The organism is Streptomyces sp. NPDC002130 (assembly GCF_040296465.1).
GTDB lineage: Bacteria > Actinomycetota > Actinomycetes > Streptomycetales > Streptomycetaceae > Streptomyces.
The window spans coordinates 1-15,019 of record NZ_JBEOXI010000204.1 but is presented as its reverse complement, the minus strand read 5'-3'; the positions used below and the strand labels follow the sequence as shown (position 1 = coordinate 15,019).

Sequence of the window (15,019 nt, the reverse complement as noted above, 5' to 3'; positions counted from 1 at the left end):
GACGGCTTCCAGCCGCTCGACCTCACCGGACCGCACGAGGTGTTCCACAGCGCGGCGAGTATCGCCGGGCGCCCCCGTGTCGTCCCGTCAGGCCCGGGTCACCGAGGCGCTCAGCGTCCGAACCCCAGGATCCCCCGCAGGCTGTCACCGACCGCCGCGACGGCAGGCTGCGGCGTGCTCGGCGCCTGCTGCGTCGCCGACTGCGGCTTCGGGTCGGGGGTCTTCTTGCACACCGCGTCGGCCACGCCGTTGCCGTGCGGGACCTTGCCGTTGGTCAGGTACGTGGCGAGGTGCTTGTCGAGGCAGGCGTTGCCGCTCAGCGTGATGCCGTGGTTGCCGCCGCCCTGCTCCACGACCAGGCTGGAGCCCTTCAGCAGCCGGTGCATGGTGACACCGCCCTGGTAGGGCGTGGCCGCGTCGTCCGTCGCCTGGAACAGCAGCACCGGCGGGAGCTTGCTGTTGGCGACGTTCACCGGCTTCAGCGACTTCGTCGGCCAGAACGCGCACGGCGCGTTGTACCAGGCGTTGTTCCAGGCCATGAACGGAGCCTTCTCGTACACCGCCCAGTTGTCCTTGCGCCACTGCTTCCAGTCGCGCGGCCAGGACGCGTCACGGCACTGCACCGAGGTGTAGACGCTGTACCCGTTGTCGCCGGAGGCGTCGATCGCCGCGATGTTGTCGTAGGCCTTGACCAGCGCGGCGGTGTCGTGGTTGTTGACGTAGGCCGCGAACGTCTGGGCGAGCGTGGGCCAGTAGCCGTTGTTGTAGCCGCCGGGTATGAAGATGTCCTCCAGCTCGGAGGCGCCCACCTTGCCGCCGGCCGGCTTCTTGGCCAGGGCCGCCCGCATGGCGTACCACTTGGCCTCGATCTTCTTCGGGTCCTTGCCGAGCTTGTACGTGGAGTCGTACTTGGCTATCCACGCCATGAGCGCCTTGTGGCGCTTGTCGAAGGCGTAGTCCTGCTGGATGTTGTCGTCGTACCAGACTCCGGTCGGGTCGACGATCGAGTCCAGCACCAGGCGCCGCACCCGCTCGGGGAACAGCTTGGCGTAGACCGCGCCCAGGTAGGTGCCGTACGAGTAGCCGAAGTAGTTGATCTTCGGTGCGCCGAGGGCCTTGCGGATGGAGTCCATGTCCTTCACGGCGCTGACCGTGTCGATGTACGGCAGGACGTCCTTGTACTTCGTGCCGCAGGCCTGGGCGAAGGACTTGGCGCGCGCGAGGTTGGCCTTCTCCAGGGCCGGTGTGCTGGGTACGGAGTCGGGGCGGACCGGGTCGAAGTAGCCCGGCTTGCAGTCCAGGGCGGGCTGGCTCTCGCCCACTCCGCGCGGGTCGAAACCGATGACGTCGTACTGGGCCGCGACCTCCTTGGGCAGGGACGACGCGACGAACGGGGCCAGCGACAGACCGCTGCCGCCGGGGCCGCCGGGGTTGACGAGCAGCGGGCCCTGGGACTTCGGCGCGGTGTGCGGCACGCGGGACAGCGCCAGCGTGATCTGCTTCCCCCGCGGCTTCGCGTAGTCGAGGGGGACCTTCACGGACGCGCACTGGAGCGTCGGGGAGTCGTCGGTCCCGCACTTCTTCCAGGCGATCTTCGCGGTGGCGGTCCGGGCGGTGTTCGCGGACTGCGACGCGCTGGCATTGGCGGGGACGGCGGTGAGGGTCCCGGCCAGTACGACGGTCGCGCCGCACAGTACGGCTGCGCTTCTTCTCATGGAGTCTCTCGCAACGGTGAGGGGGGTCAGGCCCGCGAGTGACACGGGCCGTGCCGCATCGTTTCGGAAGAGCGCACCGCTCATGTGCGGATTCGACCGAGACTTGACCAAATCGAGTCACAGTCCGCTCTCAGAGACCCCTCACAAAGGGAGTGTTTCTGACAATTTCTGACAGGCCGACAGGCTGACAGGTCGACAGGCCGGAGGGCCGGAGGGACAGGCCAGGCGGGCAGGCCGGGCCGACCTGTCAGGCGGACCAAGGGGCGCCCGAGGAGCACCGGGCGCCCCCGGCTCACCCCGTGCTCACGTCGCCGAGCAGCTCACACTCGGCGCACCCCCGCCCCCGGGCGTCCCGCCGAAGCCGAAGCTCGCCGAACCGCCCGCTGCCACGCTGCCGTTGTGTGCGGCGTTGACCGCCGTGACGGTCGCGCCGGTCTGGGTGTGGGTCGCGTTCCACATGGTCGTGACCTTCTGCGACCCGCTCCACGTCCACGTCACCTTCCACGACTTCAGCGGAAGCGTGCCCGTGTTGGTCACCTTCACCTCGGCGTTGAAGCCGCCGCCCCAGTCGCTGCCTACGGTGTAGGCGGCGGTGCAGGTGGGCGTGGGGTCGCCCGGGCCGCCCGGGCCGCCCGGGCCGGGGCCGGGGGTGCCGGTGCCGAAGCCCGGGGCCTTGATGGGCGCCAGGTACGCGTCCTTCGCCGTGTCGACCGTCTGCCAGTCGTCCTTGAGGATGCCGCCCGTGTCACCGGAGTTGGGGTTCCAGGACCAGAACGTCCAGTGGAAGCCGTCGGCCCCGTACGCGGACGTCGAGCGCAGGTACTTCACCAGCTCGGCCAGCCACTTCTGGTCCACCGCCGGCTGGAGCGTCGTACCGAACTCGCCCAGCCACACCGGGGCGATGTTCTGCTTGAAGACGTATCCCCAGTACTTGTCCCAGATCCCCGGCATGTTGGCGGGGAAGGACGGGTCGGTGAACCAGGACTGCTGCGCCACCGACGTCGCGTAGTCGTGCGCCGAGTACACGAGCCGGTTGGGGACGTCCAGCTGGACCGGGTACTGGGCCACGCCCATGAGGTTGCCGCCCCACCAGCCGTTCGTGCCGTCGAACGACTGCACGCCCTCGACCATGATCAGCAGCTCGGGGTTGACCGACAGCACGGCGTTGCCCGCGCGCTGGGCGGCCAGGCGCCAGTCGCGGGAGGTGTCGCCGCAGCCCCAGCAGGCCGGGTCGTGGGGCTCGTTGTGCAGGTCGATGCCCACCACCGTGGAGTCGCCCTTGTAGCGCGTCGCCAGGGCCTTGAGGTTGGTGATCCACGTCGACTCGGGGACCGACGCCGTGTACCAGAGCGCCGACTGGCCCGCCGCGTCCGGGCGGTGGCGGTCCAGGACGATCTTCAGGCCGGACTGGCCCGCGTAGGCGACGATCTTGTCCAGGACCTGGAGGGACGTCAGCCCGCGCAGGTCCGTGTTCTTGCCGTCGTGACTGATGCTGTCCGGCATGGTGCCGGGCTTGAGGATGTCGTCGCTGTAGGGCATGCGGATGGTGTTGTAGCCCAGCGACCTCATCTGGTCGATCATGCTCTTGTAGTCGCGGGCCCACAGGCCGTGGACGACGTGGTTGGCGGTCTCGAAGCCGAACCAGTTGATACCGGCGATACGGACCGGCTGCCCGGCCGCGTCCAGGATCTGCCGGCCGCTGGTGTGCCAGTAGCCGGCACCGGCGGCCTCGGCGGCGGCATCGGCCCGTGCCGACTGCACGCCGGCCAGCGGTAACAGGAGCGCCGCGGCAACACACAGCGCTCTGCGCAGAGTGCGGAACATGTGGCTGCTTCCTCTCGGTCCTCTGGGGGAGGGTGAGGCACGGCACCCGGAACTGACTGGGAGCGCTCCCATCATGCCGCGCACCTCCCAGAGAACTGACGCAACATGAGCACGTCAAGACCCTGGGAGGTGCGGGACCGCAGTGACCGCTACCGGCTCAGCTTCTTGAACCGCCGAACGGCCAGCGGGAGGAAGATCGCCGTCAGGATCACCGGCCACACCCCGGCCATCAGCAGCGCGTGCTGCTCGACCCAGGTGTCACCACCGACCGGATTGCCGAACAGCTCGCGGGTCGCCGCCGCCGTGGAGGAGATCGGGTTCCAGACCGCCACCCAGCCGAGCCAGTCGGGCATGAGCTGCGGTGCGACGAAGATGCTGGAGATCATCGTGAAGGGGAAGGCGACCGCGAAGAGACCGCCCGCCGCCTCCGGGTTGGGCACGATCAGGCCGAGCCACACCCCGATCCAGATCAGCGAGAAGCGCAGCCACAGCAGCAGCCCGAACGCGCCGAGGAAGCCCGCGCCGCCGTCCGGCCGCCAGCCCATGGCGAGCGCGGTGAGCATCATGATCGCCAACTCGGCGCAGGCGACGATGATGTCGGTGACCCCGCGCCCGGCCACCACGGCCGAGGAGGCCATCGGCATCGAGCGGAAGCGGTCGATGACACCCTTGGTGGAGTCGTAGACCACGACGGTCGCCGTGTTGATGAAACCGAACGCCATGGTCATCGCGAACATGCCCGGCATCAGGAAGTCCTTGTAGTCCCCGCCGCCCGGCACCTTCATGGCGCTGCCGAAGACATAGCCGTAGAGCAGCACGGACATGATCGGGAAGCCCAGCTGCCAGGCGATGTTGACCGGCTGGCGCTGGTAGTGGGTCAGGCCGCGGCGGACGATGTTCCAGCAGTCGGCGAGCAGCCAGGAGGCAGCGCTCCGCGTGCCGGGTGTGCTGAGGTCGGTGGCGCTCATGCTGCGGACTCCTTCTCGGTCCGGTGGCCGGTCAGGCGCAGGAACACGTCGTCGAGGCTCGGCCTGCGCAGCCCGATGTCCTCGACGCGGACGCCCTCGTCCTGGAGGGTCCGGGCGACCTCGGTGAGGGCGGTGACCCGGTCGGTGACCGGGGCGTGCACCCGCAACTCCGTCTCGTCCGCCTCGGGTTCGCCGTCCGCGACCCGGGCGACCACCTTCACCACGCGCGGGATCTCGGACCGCTCGGCGACCACGACCTCGATACGGTCTCCGCCGACCAGGCTCTTCAGCCCGTCCGGGGTGTCGTCGGCGATGGCCCGCCCCTGGTCGATGACGGTGATCCGGGAGGCCAGTTTGTCGGCCTCCTCCAGGTACTGCGTGGTCAGCAGCACGGTCGTGCCGCTCGCCACCAACGCCCGCACGGATTCCCAGACTTCGCCCCGGCTGCGCGGGTCGAGCCCGGTCGTCGGCTCGTCGAGGAAGAGGACGGCCGGGGCGAGGATCATCGACGCGGCGAGGTCGAGGCGGCGCCGCATGCCGCCGCTGTACTTGCCCACGCCCTTGTCGGCGGCGTCGGTCAGGTCGAACTGCTCCAGCAGCTCGGCCGCCCGCAGCCGGGCCCGCCTGCCGCCCAGGTGGAAGAGGCGGCCGAACATCTCCAGGTTCTGCCGGCCGGTGAGCACCTCGTCGACCGCCGCGTACTGGCCGGTGAGGCCGATCCGGGCCCGGACCTCGCGCGCCTGCCGGACGACGTCCAGACCGGCGACCGTCGCGCTGCCCCCGTCCAGGCGGATCAGCGTGGACAGGATGCGGACGGCGGTGGTCTTGCCCGCCCCGTTCGGCCCGAGCAGACCGTGCACCGTGCCCTCGCGCACCTCCAGGTCGAAGCCGTCGAGGGCGCGTTTGTCGCCGTACCTCTTCTCCAGCGCCTCGGCCCGCACCGCGTATCCGTCCATGCCGCCCCCTCCCGCGCGCCCGTGCCCCGTCGGCACCGAACTGAGTACAGCGTACCCGATTACGCGTACGCCGTACCCAGTTTTTTCGCGAGGACCTAAGCTGGGCTCCATGACGAGCGGTTCGAGGGGCACGGGCGGTACGGAGACCAGCGGCAGCGGCGACATCGCCCGCACGCTCGAACTGCTGTGGGACACCGGCCGCCGCCCCAGTCGCGGCCCCAAACCGACCCTGACACTGGACCGGATCGTGGAAGCGGCGATCCAGGTGGCGGACACCGAGGGGCTGGAGGGCCTCTCCATGCGCCGCGTCGCGGCCGAGCTCGGCACCGGCACCATGTCGCTCTACCGGTACGTGCCCGGCAAGGGCGAGCTGCTCGACCTCATGCTGGACCGGGTGCAGCGCCCCTCCGAGAACCCGGCCGACCTCGGCGACGGCGGCTGGCGGGCGGCCCTGGAGGCACTGGCCCGCGCCACCCTCGCCCTCTACCGCGGCCACCCCTGGCTGCTCCAGGTCAACCAGTCCCGCCCGATCCTCGGCCCGAGCGCCCTCGACGGCATGGAGAAGGTGATGGCCCTGATCCGCCCGATGGGGCTGAGCGACCCCGAGCTGGTCTCCGCGATCATCATGATCGACGGGTATGTCGTCGGGGCCGCGCGCACGCAGCTGTACCAGCTGGAGGCGGAGCGCCGGACGGGGCTGACGGACGCCGAGTTCTGGCAGGCGCAGGTGCCGGCCCTGGAGAAGGCCATGGCCTCGGGCCGCTACCCGGTGATGGCATCGCTGTCCGAGGACACCTTCGGGCCGGACTTCGACCACTTCGAGTTCGGGCTGCAGCGGATCCTGGACGGGCTGGACGTGCTGGTGGAGAGGCGCGGAAACGCTCGGTGACGGGCGCCGAGGAGCCGGGCCGCGACTTCAAACTGCCGCCCCGGCCAGCGCCTTTGACGGACACTGCCTAGGTCGTGTCCGCAAAGTCCCGTCGTCCGCCCGGAGGGCGGGCCCCGCGGCGTCTGCGGACACGGCCTAGCGCCGACGCCTCAGCCCCCGCAGGGCCAGCACCGCCACCAGAACCGCACCCGCGGCGATCGCCCCCGTCTTCAGGTTGCCGCTCAGCCCGTCTCCCCCGCCCTCGGACGCGGTCGAACTCCCGCTCCCGGACGACGAGTCGGAGCCGCCGCTCCCGGGGGCGTCCTGCGGTTCGACCGGGCTGTCCGCGCCCTCGGCGCCGTACATCAGCTTCTTGCCGTCCGCGGTGTAGGTGACGGACTCCCCCTGCCCCAGGAACGGCACGCCGAGCCGTTCCTTCTTCTTGATCTTCCCGCCGTTCCAGTCGTAGGCGATCGCGCCGAAGTAGCTGCGCACGACGAGGTGTTCGCCGTCCGGGGAGAGCGTGGCGTCGGTGGCCTCCAGGTCGGGGACCGCGGCGATCGGACGGAAGACGTTCGTCCCGGACGGGGAGAGCTGCGCCGGACCCTCGTACAGGTGCCCGCCCTTCTCGTTCTTGTCGACGATGTAGACGCGGCCGGTCTTCGGGTGCACGACGAGCGACTCGGCGTCCCGCGCGCCGTCGGAGTACTTCACGACGTACTGCGTGGCCTTGATCGTCTGGTCGCGCAGGTTCTTCGGCTCGGGCAGCCGGTAGATCCACACGTACGGCCAGGTGCCGCCGAGGTTGTCGCCGATGTCGCCGACGTAGATCTGGTCGTCCGGTCCGATGGAGATGGCCTCGACGTCGCGCGGGCTGCCCACGCCGGACATGGTGATCGTGGCGACCGTCTCGCCCGTGGCGCTGTCGACGGCGTAGAGGTACGCCCCGTCGTCGCTGTCGTTGTGCGTCCAGTAGATGCCGGGGTGCTGCCGCGAGGCGGCCAGACCGCTGGACTCGGTGATGCGCGGGTCCTTGATCGTGAACTTCTCGTCGCCGTCGGCGGCGGAGGCGGGCACGGCGAGGGCGCCCGTGAGGAGGGCCGCGGCGAGGAGTGCGAACGGTCTGCGCATACCCCAAGCCTGCCATCCGGCCCGGCGGTTCACCGGCGTAACGGATCACGGGTCCGATGAGCGGCCGAACTGCGTGTCCCGACTCACACCCCGTCGACCGTCGAGATCGTTCATCATGAGCGGATGCTCAGGTTCATGCCCGTCGGTGACTCCATGACGATCGGAAGCACGGGCGAACACACATGGCGCTACCGGCTGTGGCAGCACCTGTGCCGTTCCTACGGCGGCCCCTTCACCCTCGTCGGCCCCCGCGAGACGCTCTACGACAAACTCGCCGAGGCCCCCGTGTCGTACGGGTACGCCGAACCGGACTTCCCGCGTGCCCACCTGGCCGGCTGGGGCGAGGGCTGGCAGCACATGGCGCCGCTGATCGGCGACGCGGTGCGGACGTGCCACGCCGACGTGCTCCTGGTCTCCCTGGGCCTGATCGACCTGGGCTTCTACACGAACGCCGAGCAGACCACCGAGAACGTCCGGGCCTTCACGGCCGAGGCACGGGCGGCGAACCGGCGGGTGGGCATGGTGTGGCTGCCGGTCACCCCGAACGTGCGCGCCCAGTCGGACGAGCCCTTCGCCGGCGAGGTCGCCCGTTTCAACGAACTCCTCGCCAAGACGGCCGCCGACCTCGACGAGCCCGGTTCCCCCGTCCTCCTGGCCTCACCCCCGCCGTCGTACGACGTCGCCACCGACACCTACGACGGCACCCACCCCAACGCGAGCGGCGAGCACAAGATCGCGGCGGCCTTCGCGGAGGCGATGCACCAGGGCTGGGACCTGGCGGGGCCCTACGAGGCGTAGCCCCTCACGAACGGGGAGGCGGGCACGCACGCCCGGGTTCGTGCTTGCTTGGAGCGCACTTCAAGACGTTGGCTTGGACCCCATGGAGTACACGCAGCTCGGACGCACGGGACTCAAGGTCAGCCGACTCGTCCTCGGCACCATGAACTTCGGCCCGCAGACCGACGAGGTCGACAGCCACGCCATCATGGACGCGGCGCTGGACGCGGGCATCAACTTCTTCGACACCGCCAATGTGTACGGCTGGGGCGAGAACAAGGGCCGTACCGAAAGCATCATCGGCAACTGGTTCGCCAAGGGCCAGGGACGGCGCGACAAGGTCGTACTCGCCACGAAGGTCTACGGCAACATGGGCGCCGACGGCCCGGCCTGGCCCAACCACGACAAGCTCTCCGCCGTCAACATCCGGCGGGCCGTGGACGCCAGCCTCAAGCGGCTCCAGACGGACCACATCGACGTCTACCAGTTCCACCACGTCGACCGGGACACCCCCTTCGACGAGATCTGGCAGGCGATCGACGTCCTGGTCCAGCAGGGCAAGATCCTCTACGTCGGGTCGTCGAACTTCCCCGGCTACAAGATCGCCCAGGCCAACGAGATCGCCGCCCGGCGCGGCGGGACCATCGGTCTGGTCAGCGAGCAGTGCCTGTACAACCTCGCCGAGCGGCGCGCGGAGATGGAGGTCGTCCCGGCCGCCCAGGAGTACGGGCTCGGCGTCATCCCCTGGTCGCCGCTGCACGGTGGCCTGCTGGGCGGTGTGCTCAAGAAGGAGGTCGAGGGCAAGCGCCGCGCCTCCGGCCGCGCGGCCGACGCGCTCAACGACCCCGCCATCCGGACGCAGATCCAGTCCTACGAGGACCTGCTCGACAAGCACGGCATCGAGCCCGGCGAGGCCGCCCTGGCCTGGCTGCTCACCCGCCCCGGCGTGACCGGCCCGATCGTCGGCCCGCGCACCGCCGAGCAGCTCGCCTCCGCCGTCCGCGCGTCGGAGCTGGACCTCTCCGAGGAACTCCTGACGGGCCTGGACGAGATCTTCCCGGGCCCGGGCCCGAGCCCGGAGGCTTTTGCCTGGTAATGGGGGTGGGTCGGCGCCCCTCTTCCGGGGGGCGCGAGGCCGTGTGTGGATGTCCGCGGTTTCCCCGGCGCCCTCAGGGGCGCGGGGAACTGCGCGACAAGCCCCCACCGGCCCGCGGCCAGGACACGACCGACCGCGGCTCCCGCCCCTGCCCTACCTCCCGATCACGGAAGCCAGGGCCACGACGAGAAACATCAGCACGAGCACACCGGCCATGATCCGGTTGCGGGTTTTCGGGTCCACGCTCCGAGCCTAACCGGCGCCCCCGAGTGCCCAGCGCCCGACCGCCTCGTACCGGGGCTGCTCCCCCGGCACCCCCGAGGTCGGCAGATTGCTCCGCACCAGCGCCAGCTCGTCCACGGTCCACGTCCGGCCCGCGAACCCCGCGAGGGCGTCCAGGAAGGGCCGCACATCCCCCGCCGCCCGGCTCCGCGCCACGGTCAGATGGGCCTTGTACCGCCGGTGCTCCCCCATCGGCACCCCCGCCTTGCGCGCCGCCGCCTCGGCCCGCTCGGCCAGCAGCCGGAGGGTCGCCAGGTCCCCCTCGGCCCCGGCCCACAGCGCCTTCCCGTGCCCGAACTGCCCGCCTCCCCGTACGGCCAGGGCGAACGGCTCGGTACGGCGCGCGGCCCGCTCCAGCCGCTCCGACAGCTCGGGGACGAGACCGTCGTCGACCTCGCCGTAGAACGCGAGGGTGAAGTGCCAGCCGGGACGGCCGGTCCAGCGCATGCCGTCGGCGCCGGGCAGCCCGCGCAACTCGTCGACCACGGCTCCGAGTTCACGACACACCTCGTCAGGGGGCAGCACGGCCGCGAAGAGTCTCATGAAGCCAGCCTGGCACCATGAGGCCATGCGGATCACCATCCGGGACGGCGGGCCCGACGACATTCCCGCGATACTCGGCATGCTCGACAGCTGTGTGGAGTGGCTGGTCTCCCAGGGGCGCACGGGGCAGTGGGGGACGCGGCCCCTGTCGCAGAGCCCGAAGACGGTGGAGTCGGTCCGCCGGTACATGACGGAAGGCAGCGTGTTCATGGCCGACGCCGACGGCGCCCCCGCCGGCACCCTCACCCTCACCGGCTCGGCGGGCGCCTACCTGTCCCACCTCCCCCAGCCCGGCGAACCCGAGCGCTACATCCACTGGCTGGCCTCCGACCGCCGCTTCAAGGGGCACGGCGTGGGCAGCGCCCTGCTCGCCCACGCCGCCGAGGAGACCCGCCGCGCCGGGATCTCCCTCCTGCGCGTCGACTGCTACGCCGGCGACGACGGCAAGCTCGTCCGCTACTACGAGTCCCACGGCTTCACCCGCACAGTGGCCTTCACGGTCGGCGAGAACGACTGGCCCGGCCAGCTTCTGGCCCGGCGGGTGTAGGCGGCCTCCAAACCCGGGCGTTCCAGGTCACCGTGCGTATCGTTGTACTGCGCGGCCGCCTCCATCCGCGAGTGCGGCCGGGGAGGAGCGCCACGATGACCGTCCTTGACGACAGGATCGAGATGGCCGAAAGCAGCGGCGAACTCACCCTCGACATGATGTTCGAGTGGGTGGAGACGATGCCCGTCCCCGAGGGTTACAAGGTCGAGATCGTCGGGGGGAACATCTTCATGGCGCCTCAGCGGGACACCCACTGGGACATCATCGCGGACATCTACGACCAGTTGCGCACCAAGTACCCGCGCAAGCGCGTGAAGTCCGACGTACGCGTCGACTACCCGGGCCACCTCAACGGCTTCGCCTCCGACATCACGGTGATGACGGAGGGTGCGGCGAAGAACGCCAAGGGCCTGTGGCGCTACCAGGACGTCGAATTCGTCGCCGAGGTGATCTCCCGGAAGACCGGCGCCAACGACTACGGCCCCAAGAAGGACGCCTACGCCGCCGCCGGCGTGCCGGTGTACCTGATCGTGGATCCGTACACCGGCCGCTGGCATCTGCACACCAAGCCCAAGGACGGCGAGTACCGGGGCGAGCTGAGCCTGGACTTCGGGGACGAGATCGACCTGACGGGCACCGCGGTCGGGCTCGTCCTCGAAACCGGCGAGTTCCCCCGGGACTGACGGCGCCCTACGCTGCCGGAGCCAGCGCCTCCTGCTGCTCCCGCGGCACGAACCGCACCCGGGGATGCCCCCGGTGCCAGCCCACCGACAGGCGCAGGTTGCCGACGCGGGCCAGGATCAGGCCGATCACGGCCGCGGCGAGTGCCGCCACCGCACCACCGGCCGCGAGGCCGACCCGGGCGCCGTACGTGTCGGTGATCCAGCCGACGATCGGGGCGCCGACCGGTGAGCCGCCGAGGAAGACCATCATGTAGAGGGCCATGACACGGCCGCGCATGGCCGGGTCCGTGGACATCTGGATGCTGGTGTTCGTCGTGACATTGACGGTCATGCCGAACAGGCCCAGCGGGACCATGAGCAGGGCGAACATCCACAGCGTGGGGGTCGTGGCCGCCAGGATCTCCAGCGCGCCGAAGGCCATGGCCGCCACGATCAGCAGCCGCAGCCGGGCCGTTCCCCGCCGCGCCGCGAGCAGCGCGCCCGCGACCGAGCCGACCGCCATCAGGGTGTTGAACATGCTGTAGGCGCCCGCACCCCCGTGGAACACGTCGTCCGCGAAGGCCGAGAGGTAGACGGGGAAGTTGAAGGCGAACGTCCCGACGAAGCCGACCAGGACGATCGGCCAGATCAGCTCCGGGCGGCCGGTGACGTACCGTACGCCCTCCCGCAGCTGCCCCTTGCCGCGCGGGGCCCGCTCCACGACGTGCAGCTCGCGGGCCCGCATCAGCAGCAGGCCGGTCAGCGGCGCGATGAAGGACAGGCCGTTGAAGAGGAACGCGAAGCCGGTGCCGACGCCGGTGATGAGTATGCCCGCGACGGCGGGGCCGACCAGGCGGGCGGACTGGAAGTTCGCCGAGTTCAGGCTGACCGCGTTCTGCAGCTGCCCCGGGCCGACCAGCTCGGAGACGAAGGACTGCCGGGCCGGGTTGTCGACGACGGTCGCCAGACCGACCGCGAACGCGGCGACGTACACGTGCCATACCTGGACGTGCCCGGTGAGCGTGAGGACGGCCAGGGCGATCGCCGTGAGCGCCATCGCGGACTGCGTCACGAGCAGCGTGGGCCGCTTGCGCAAGCGGTCGACGAGGACACCGCCGTAGAGGCCGAAGAGGAGCATTGGCAGGAACTGCAGCGCGGTCGTGATGCCGACGGCGGCGGAGGAGCCGGTGAGGCTGAGCACCAGCCAGTCCTGGGCGATGCGCTGCATCCAGGTGCCGATGTTGGAGACGACCTGCCCCATGAAGAACAGGCGGTAGTTGCGCACCTTCAGGGAGGAGAACATCGAGGACTTGCGCGGCAGCGGATCGGAGGCGGGCGGGGAATCGTGGGGGTCAGGTGCGGGGGCGGAAGCTGCTCCGGGTCCCGAACTCAAAGGGTTCGCCTCCTTGCGACGTACTGCTTACAGATGCGCGAGCTTCTCCAGCACGGGGGCGGCGGCGCGGAGTTTCGCCCACTCGTCCTCGTCGAGGTTCTCCACCAGCGTGGCCAGGAACGCGTTCCGCTTGGCGCGGCTCTCCTCGAGCATGGCCTCGGCCTGCTCGGTGCGTGTGACGACCTTCTGGCGCCGGTCCTCGGGGTGCGGCTCCAGCCGGACCAGCCCCTTGGCCTCCAGCAGTGCCACGATGCGGGTCATCGACGGCGGCTGGACGTGCTCCTTGCGGGCGAGCTCGCCCGGTGTGGCCCTGCCGCACAGCGAGAGGGTGCCCAGCACCGACATCTCGGTGGGGCTGAGCGATTCGTCGACCCGCTGGTGCTTGAGCCGACGGGACAGCCGCATCACTGCGGATCGGAGGGAGTTCACGGCGGCTACGTCGTCGCCATGGTTGAGGTCCGGCATGTTCTTTAGCGTAACTCATTACTCTCGCTAAATACCAGCCGGAACACGCGAGACCCCCCGTGACACCCGCCACTGAACCGTGACATCACTCAGATGGGTGACAAGGCGGCGGAACGTGCCCCGCCGGACCGAACGGTGCCGCGACCCTCATCCCCATGGGGACCAGTGTGCTCAGCCTGCGAATAGACCACGACCTGCTCGAACGGCTCAGGCACCATGCCGCGAAAAGGGGAATGAGCGTCCAGGACTATGTCGTCCGGACGCTCATTCGAGATGACTTCGACCAGCGTTTCCAGGCCGCCGTCGAGGAGACGGAGAGGTTCTACGGCGCCCCCGACTCCGGTGACGGGGATCAGGTCAGACCCAGCGCCGGCATCAGGTAGTAGAACGCGAACACCGCGGCCACCGCGTACATCGCCGACGGCACCTCCCGGCCCCGCCCGGCGGCCAGCCGCAGCACCGCGAAGGTGATGAAGCCCATGCCGATGCCGTTGGTGATCGAGTAAGTGAACGGCATCATCAGCATCGTCACGAAGGCCGGGACGGCGATCGTGTAGTCCGCCCAGTCGATCTCCTTCACCGATCCGGCCAGGATCAGGAAACCGACCGCGACCAGCGCGGGCGTGGCCGCCTGGGACGGCACCATCGTGGCGACCGGCGTAAGAAAGAGCGCGACGGCGAAGAGACCGCCGGTGACGACGTTCGCGAGACCGGTCCGGGCCCCCTCGCCGACACCCGCCGTGGACTCGACGAACGCGGTCGTCGCCGAGGAGGAGCTGGCGCCGCCGGCGGCGACCGCGAGGCCGTCGACGAACAGCACCTTGTTGATGCCGGGCATCTGTCCCTCGCCGTCGGTCAGCTTCGCCTCGTCGGAGACGCCCATGATCGTGCCCATCGCGTCGAAGAAGCACGACAGCAGCACGGTGAAGACGAACAGCACCCCGGTGAGCATGCCGACCTTGCCGAAGCCGCCGAACAGGCTGACCTGCCCGATCAGCCCGAAGTCGGGGCTCGCGACGGGATTGCCCGGCCACTTGGGCGTGGTCAGGCCCCAGCTCGGCACCTTGGCCACCGCGTTGATGACGACCGCGAGGATCGTCATGGCCACGATGGAGATCAGGATCGCGCCGGAGACCTTGCGCACGATCAGCGCGAGGGTCAGCAGCACGCCCAGGACGAAGACGAGGACCGGCCAGCCGTTCAGGTGACCGTCGCCGCCGAGCTGGAGCGGGACGGTGGTCTGGGCGGCGTCCGGGATCCGGGAGACGAAGCCCGCGTCGACGAGCCCGATCAGCATGATGAACAGGCCGATACCGATGGAGATGGCCTTGCGCAGCCCATAGGGCACGGCGTTCATGACGCGCTCACGCAGCCCCGTCGCCACCAGCAGCATGACCACGAACCCGGCGAGGACCACCATGCCCATCGCGTCCGGCCAGGACATGCGCGGGGCGAGCTGGAGGGCGACGACGGAGTTCACGCCTAGGCCCGCGGCCAGCGCGATCGGGACGTTGCCGATGACGCCCATGAGGAGGGTGGTGAGCGCGGCGGTGAGGGCCGTCGCGGTGACCAGCTGCCCGTTGTCGAGCTGGTGACCGTACATGTCCTTGGCGCTGCCGAGGATGATCGGGTTCAGCACGATGATGTAGGCCATCGCGAAGAAGGTGGCGAGACCACCCCGGACCTCGCGGGGCAGGGTGCTGCCCCGCTCCCCGCACCGTCCTGCTCACCGGCGCCGCCGGCGGCCTCGGCACCCTGATGCGGGACCTGCTCCCGGCCTACGGCTTCGACC

Annotated in this window: 15 protein-coding genes; 6 read left to right on the top strand and 9 right to left on the bottom strand. The window is 70.0% G+C overall.

Features of this window, described 5'->3' with window-relative positions; translation table 11 throughout:
* Window positions 1-110: 110 nt before the first annotated feature.
* From ABT116_RS30560 to ABT116_RS30545, 4 genes are all read right to left on the bottom strand, one after another.
* The gene (locus ABT116_RS30560; RefSeq protein WP_351640490.1) at window positions 111-1,715 is read right to left on the bottom strand and encodes an alpha/beta hydrolase; all 1,605 of its coding nucleotides are present in this window, start codon (window positions 1,713-1,715) and stop codon (window positions 111-113) included.
* A 303-nt stretch (window positions 1,716-2,018) separates the two neighbouring features.
* Window positions 2,019-3,539: a cellulase family glycosylhydrolase gene (locus ABT116_RS30555; RefSeq protein WP_351640488.1), complete on the bottom strand. Its 1,521-nt coding sequence runs from the start codon at window positions 3,537-3,539 to the stop codon at window positions 2,019-2,021.
* Window positions 3,540-3,688: 149 nt separating this feature from the next.
* Entirely contained in the window at window positions 3,689-4,507 is an 819-nt protein-coding gene (locus tag ABT116_RS30550) for an ABC transporter permease (protein ID WP_351640486.1), read from the bottom strand.
* The gene (locus tag ABT116_RS30545; RefSeq protein ID WP_351640484.1) at window positions 4,504-5,463 is read right to left on the bottom strand and encodes an ATP-binding cassette domain-containing protein; all 960 of its coding nucleotides are present in this window, start codon (window positions 5,461-5,463) and stop codon (window positions 4,504-4,506) included. The genes ABT116_RS30550 and ABT116_RS30545 overlap by 4 nt, the downstream gene beginning before the upstream one ends.
* A gap of 109 nt (window positions 5,464-5,572) precedes the next feature.
* On the opposite strand from ABT116_RS30545, the gene ABT116_RS30540 reads away from it, so the two are divergent.
* On the top strand, window positions 5,573-6,352 hold the full coding sequence (locus ABT116_RS30540) for a TetR/AcrR family transcriptional regulator (RefSeq protein WP_351640482.1): 780 nt from the start codon (window positions 5,573-5,575) through the stop codon (window positions 6,350-6,352).
* Window positions 6,353-6,487: 135 nt separating this feature from the next.
* Here the strand turns inward: ABT116_RS30540 and ABT116_RS30535 are convergent, their stop codons facing one another.
* Entirely contained in the window at window positions 6,488-7,462 is a 975-nt protein-coding gene (locus ABT116_RS30535; protein WP_351640480.1) for a WD40 repeat domain-containing protein, read from the bottom strand.
* Window positions 7,463-7,585: 123 nt separating this feature from the next.
* Between ABT116_RS30535 and ABT116_RS30530 the strand changes: the two genes are divergently transcribed.
* Together ABT116_RS30530 and ABT116_RS30525 are read left to right on the top strand one after the other, a co-directional pair.
* On the top strand, window positions 7,586-8,260 hold the full coding sequence (locus ABT116_RS30530) for an SGNH/GDSL hydrolase family protein (protein WP_351640479.1): 675 nt from the start codon (window positions 7,586-7,588) through the stop codon (window positions 8,258-8,260).
* A gap of 82 nt (window positions 8,261-8,342) precedes the next feature.
* Window positions 8,343-9,335: an aldo/keto reductase gene (locus tag ABT116_RS30525; RefSeq protein ID WP_351640478.1), complete on the top strand. Its 993-nt coding sequence runs from the start codon at window positions 8,343-8,345 to the stop codon at window positions 9,333-9,335.
* A gap of 252 nt (window positions 9,336-9,587) precedes the next feature.
* Here ABT116_RS30525 and thpR read toward each other — a convergent pair whose 3' ends face one another.
* Window positions 9,588-10,160, bottom strand: coding sequence for an RNA 2',3'-cyclic phosphodiesterase (thpR, locus tag ABT116_RS30520; RefSeq protein WP_351640476.1), 573 nt, complete (start codon window positions 10,158-10,160; stop codon window positions 9,588-9,590).
* Window positions 10,161-10,185: 25 nt separating this feature from the next.
* Here thpR and ABT116_RS30515 point away from each other — a divergent pair, with 25 nt between their 5' ends.
* Both ABT116_RS30515 and ABT116_RS30510 read left to right on the top strand, forming a co-directional pair.
* Entirely contained in the window at window positions 10,186-10,707 is a 522-nt protein-coding gene (locus tag ABT116_RS30515) for a GNAT family N-acetyltransferase (protein WP_351640474.1), read from the top strand.
* A gap of 95 nt (window positions 10,708-10,802) precedes the next feature.
* Window positions 10,803-11,390 carry a Uma2 family endonuclease gene (locus tag ABT116_RS30510; protein WP_351640472.1) on the top strand — a complete coding sequence of 196 codons (588 nt, stop codon included), beginning with the start codon at window positions 10,803-10,805 and terminating at the stop codon, window positions 11,388-11,390.
* Between the two features lie 7 nt (window positions 11,391-11,397).
* On the opposite strand, the gene ABT116_RS30505 is transcribed toward ABT116_RS30510, so the two are convergent.
* Both ABT116_RS30505 and ABT116_RS30500 read right to left on the bottom strand, forming a co-directional pair.
* Window positions 11,398-12,762 (bottom strand): MFS transporter, encoded by a 1,365-nt coding sequence (locus ABT116_RS30505; RefSeq protein WP_351640470.1) that lies wholly within the window; start codon window positions 12,760-12,762, stop codon window positions 11,398-11,400.
* 27 nt (window positions 12,763-12,789) lie between these two features.
* A complete protein-coding gene (locus ABT116_RS30500; protein WP_053672640.1) occupies window positions 12,790-13,227 on the bottom strand; it encodes a MarR family winged helix-turn-helix transcriptional regulator in 438 nt (145 codons plus the stop codon).
* A 155-nt stretch (window positions 13,228-13,382) separates the two neighbouring features.
* On the opposite strand from ABT116_RS30500, the gene ABT116_RS30495 reads away from it, so the two are divergent.
* Complete coding sequence (locus tag ABT116_RS30495) at window positions 13,383-13,610, top strand: ribbon-helix-helix protein, CopG family (protein WP_351640468.1); 228 nt, start codon at window positions 13,383-13,385, stop codon at window positions 13,608-13,610.
* On the opposite strand, the gene ABT116_RS30490 is transcribed toward ABT116_RS30495, so the two are convergent.
* Complete coding sequence (locus ABT116_RS30490; protein ID WP_351640492.1) at window positions 13,580-14,923, bottom strand: NCS2 family permease; 1,344 nt, start codon at window positions 14,921-14,923, stop codon at window positions 13,580-13,582. The genes ABT116_RS30495 and ABT116_RS30490 overlap by 31 nt on opposite strands.
* Between the last annotated feature and the right edge of the window lie 96 nt (window positions 14,924-15,019).

Coding starts and splice junctions, on each gene's coding strand:
- ABT116_RS30560 (WP_351640490.1), bottom strand. CDS start 1,715: ATGAGAAGAAGCGCAGCCGTACTGTGCGGCGCGACCGTCGTACTGGCC.
- ABT116_RS30555 (WP_351640488.1), bottom strand. CDS start 3,539: ATGTTCCGCACTCTGCGCAGAGCGCTGTGTGTTGCCGCGGCGCTCCTG.
- ABT116_RS30550 (WP_351640486.1), bottom strand. CDS start 4,507: ATGAGCGCCACCGACCTCAGCACACCCGGCACGCGGAGCGCTGCCTCC.
- ABT116_RS30545 (WP_351640484.1), bottom strand. CDS start 5,463: ATGGACGGATACGCGGTGCGGGCCGAGGCGCTGGAGAAGAGGTACGGC.
- ABT116_RS30540 (WP_351640482.1), top strand. CDS start 5,573: ATGACGAGCGGTTCGAGGGGCACGGGCGGTACGGAGACCAGCGGCAGC.
- ABT116_RS30535 (WP_351640480.1), bottom strand. CDS start 7,462: ATGCGCAGACCGTTCGCACTCCTCGCCGCGGCCCTCCTCACGGGCGCC.
- ABT116_RS30530 (WP_351640479.1), top strand. CDS start 7,586: ATGCTCAGGTTCATGCCCGTCGGTGACTCCATGACGATCGGAAGCACG.
- ABT116_RS30525 (WP_351640478.1), top strand. CDS start 8,343: ATGGAGTACACGCAGCTCGGACGCACGGGACTCAAGGTCAGCCGACTC.
- thpR (WP_351640476.1), bottom strand. CDS start 10,160: ATGAGACTCTTCGCGGCCGTGCTGCCCCCTGACGAGGTGTGTCGTGAA.
- ABT116_RS30515 (WP_351640474.1), top strand. CDS start 10,186: ATGCGGATCACCATCCGGGACGGCGGGCCCGACGACATTCCCGCGATA.
- ABT116_RS30510 (WP_351640472.1), top strand. CDS start 10,803: ATGACCGTCCTTGACGACAGGATCGAGATGGCCGAAAGCAGCGGCGAA.
- ABT116_RS30500 (WP_053672640.1), bottom strand. CDS start 13,227: ATGCCGGACCTCAACCATGGCGACGACGTAGCCGCCGTGAACTCCCTC.
- ABT116_RS30495 (WP_351640468.1), top strand. CDS start 13,383: ATGGGGACCAGTGTGCTCAGCCTGCGAATAGACCACGACCTGCTCGAA.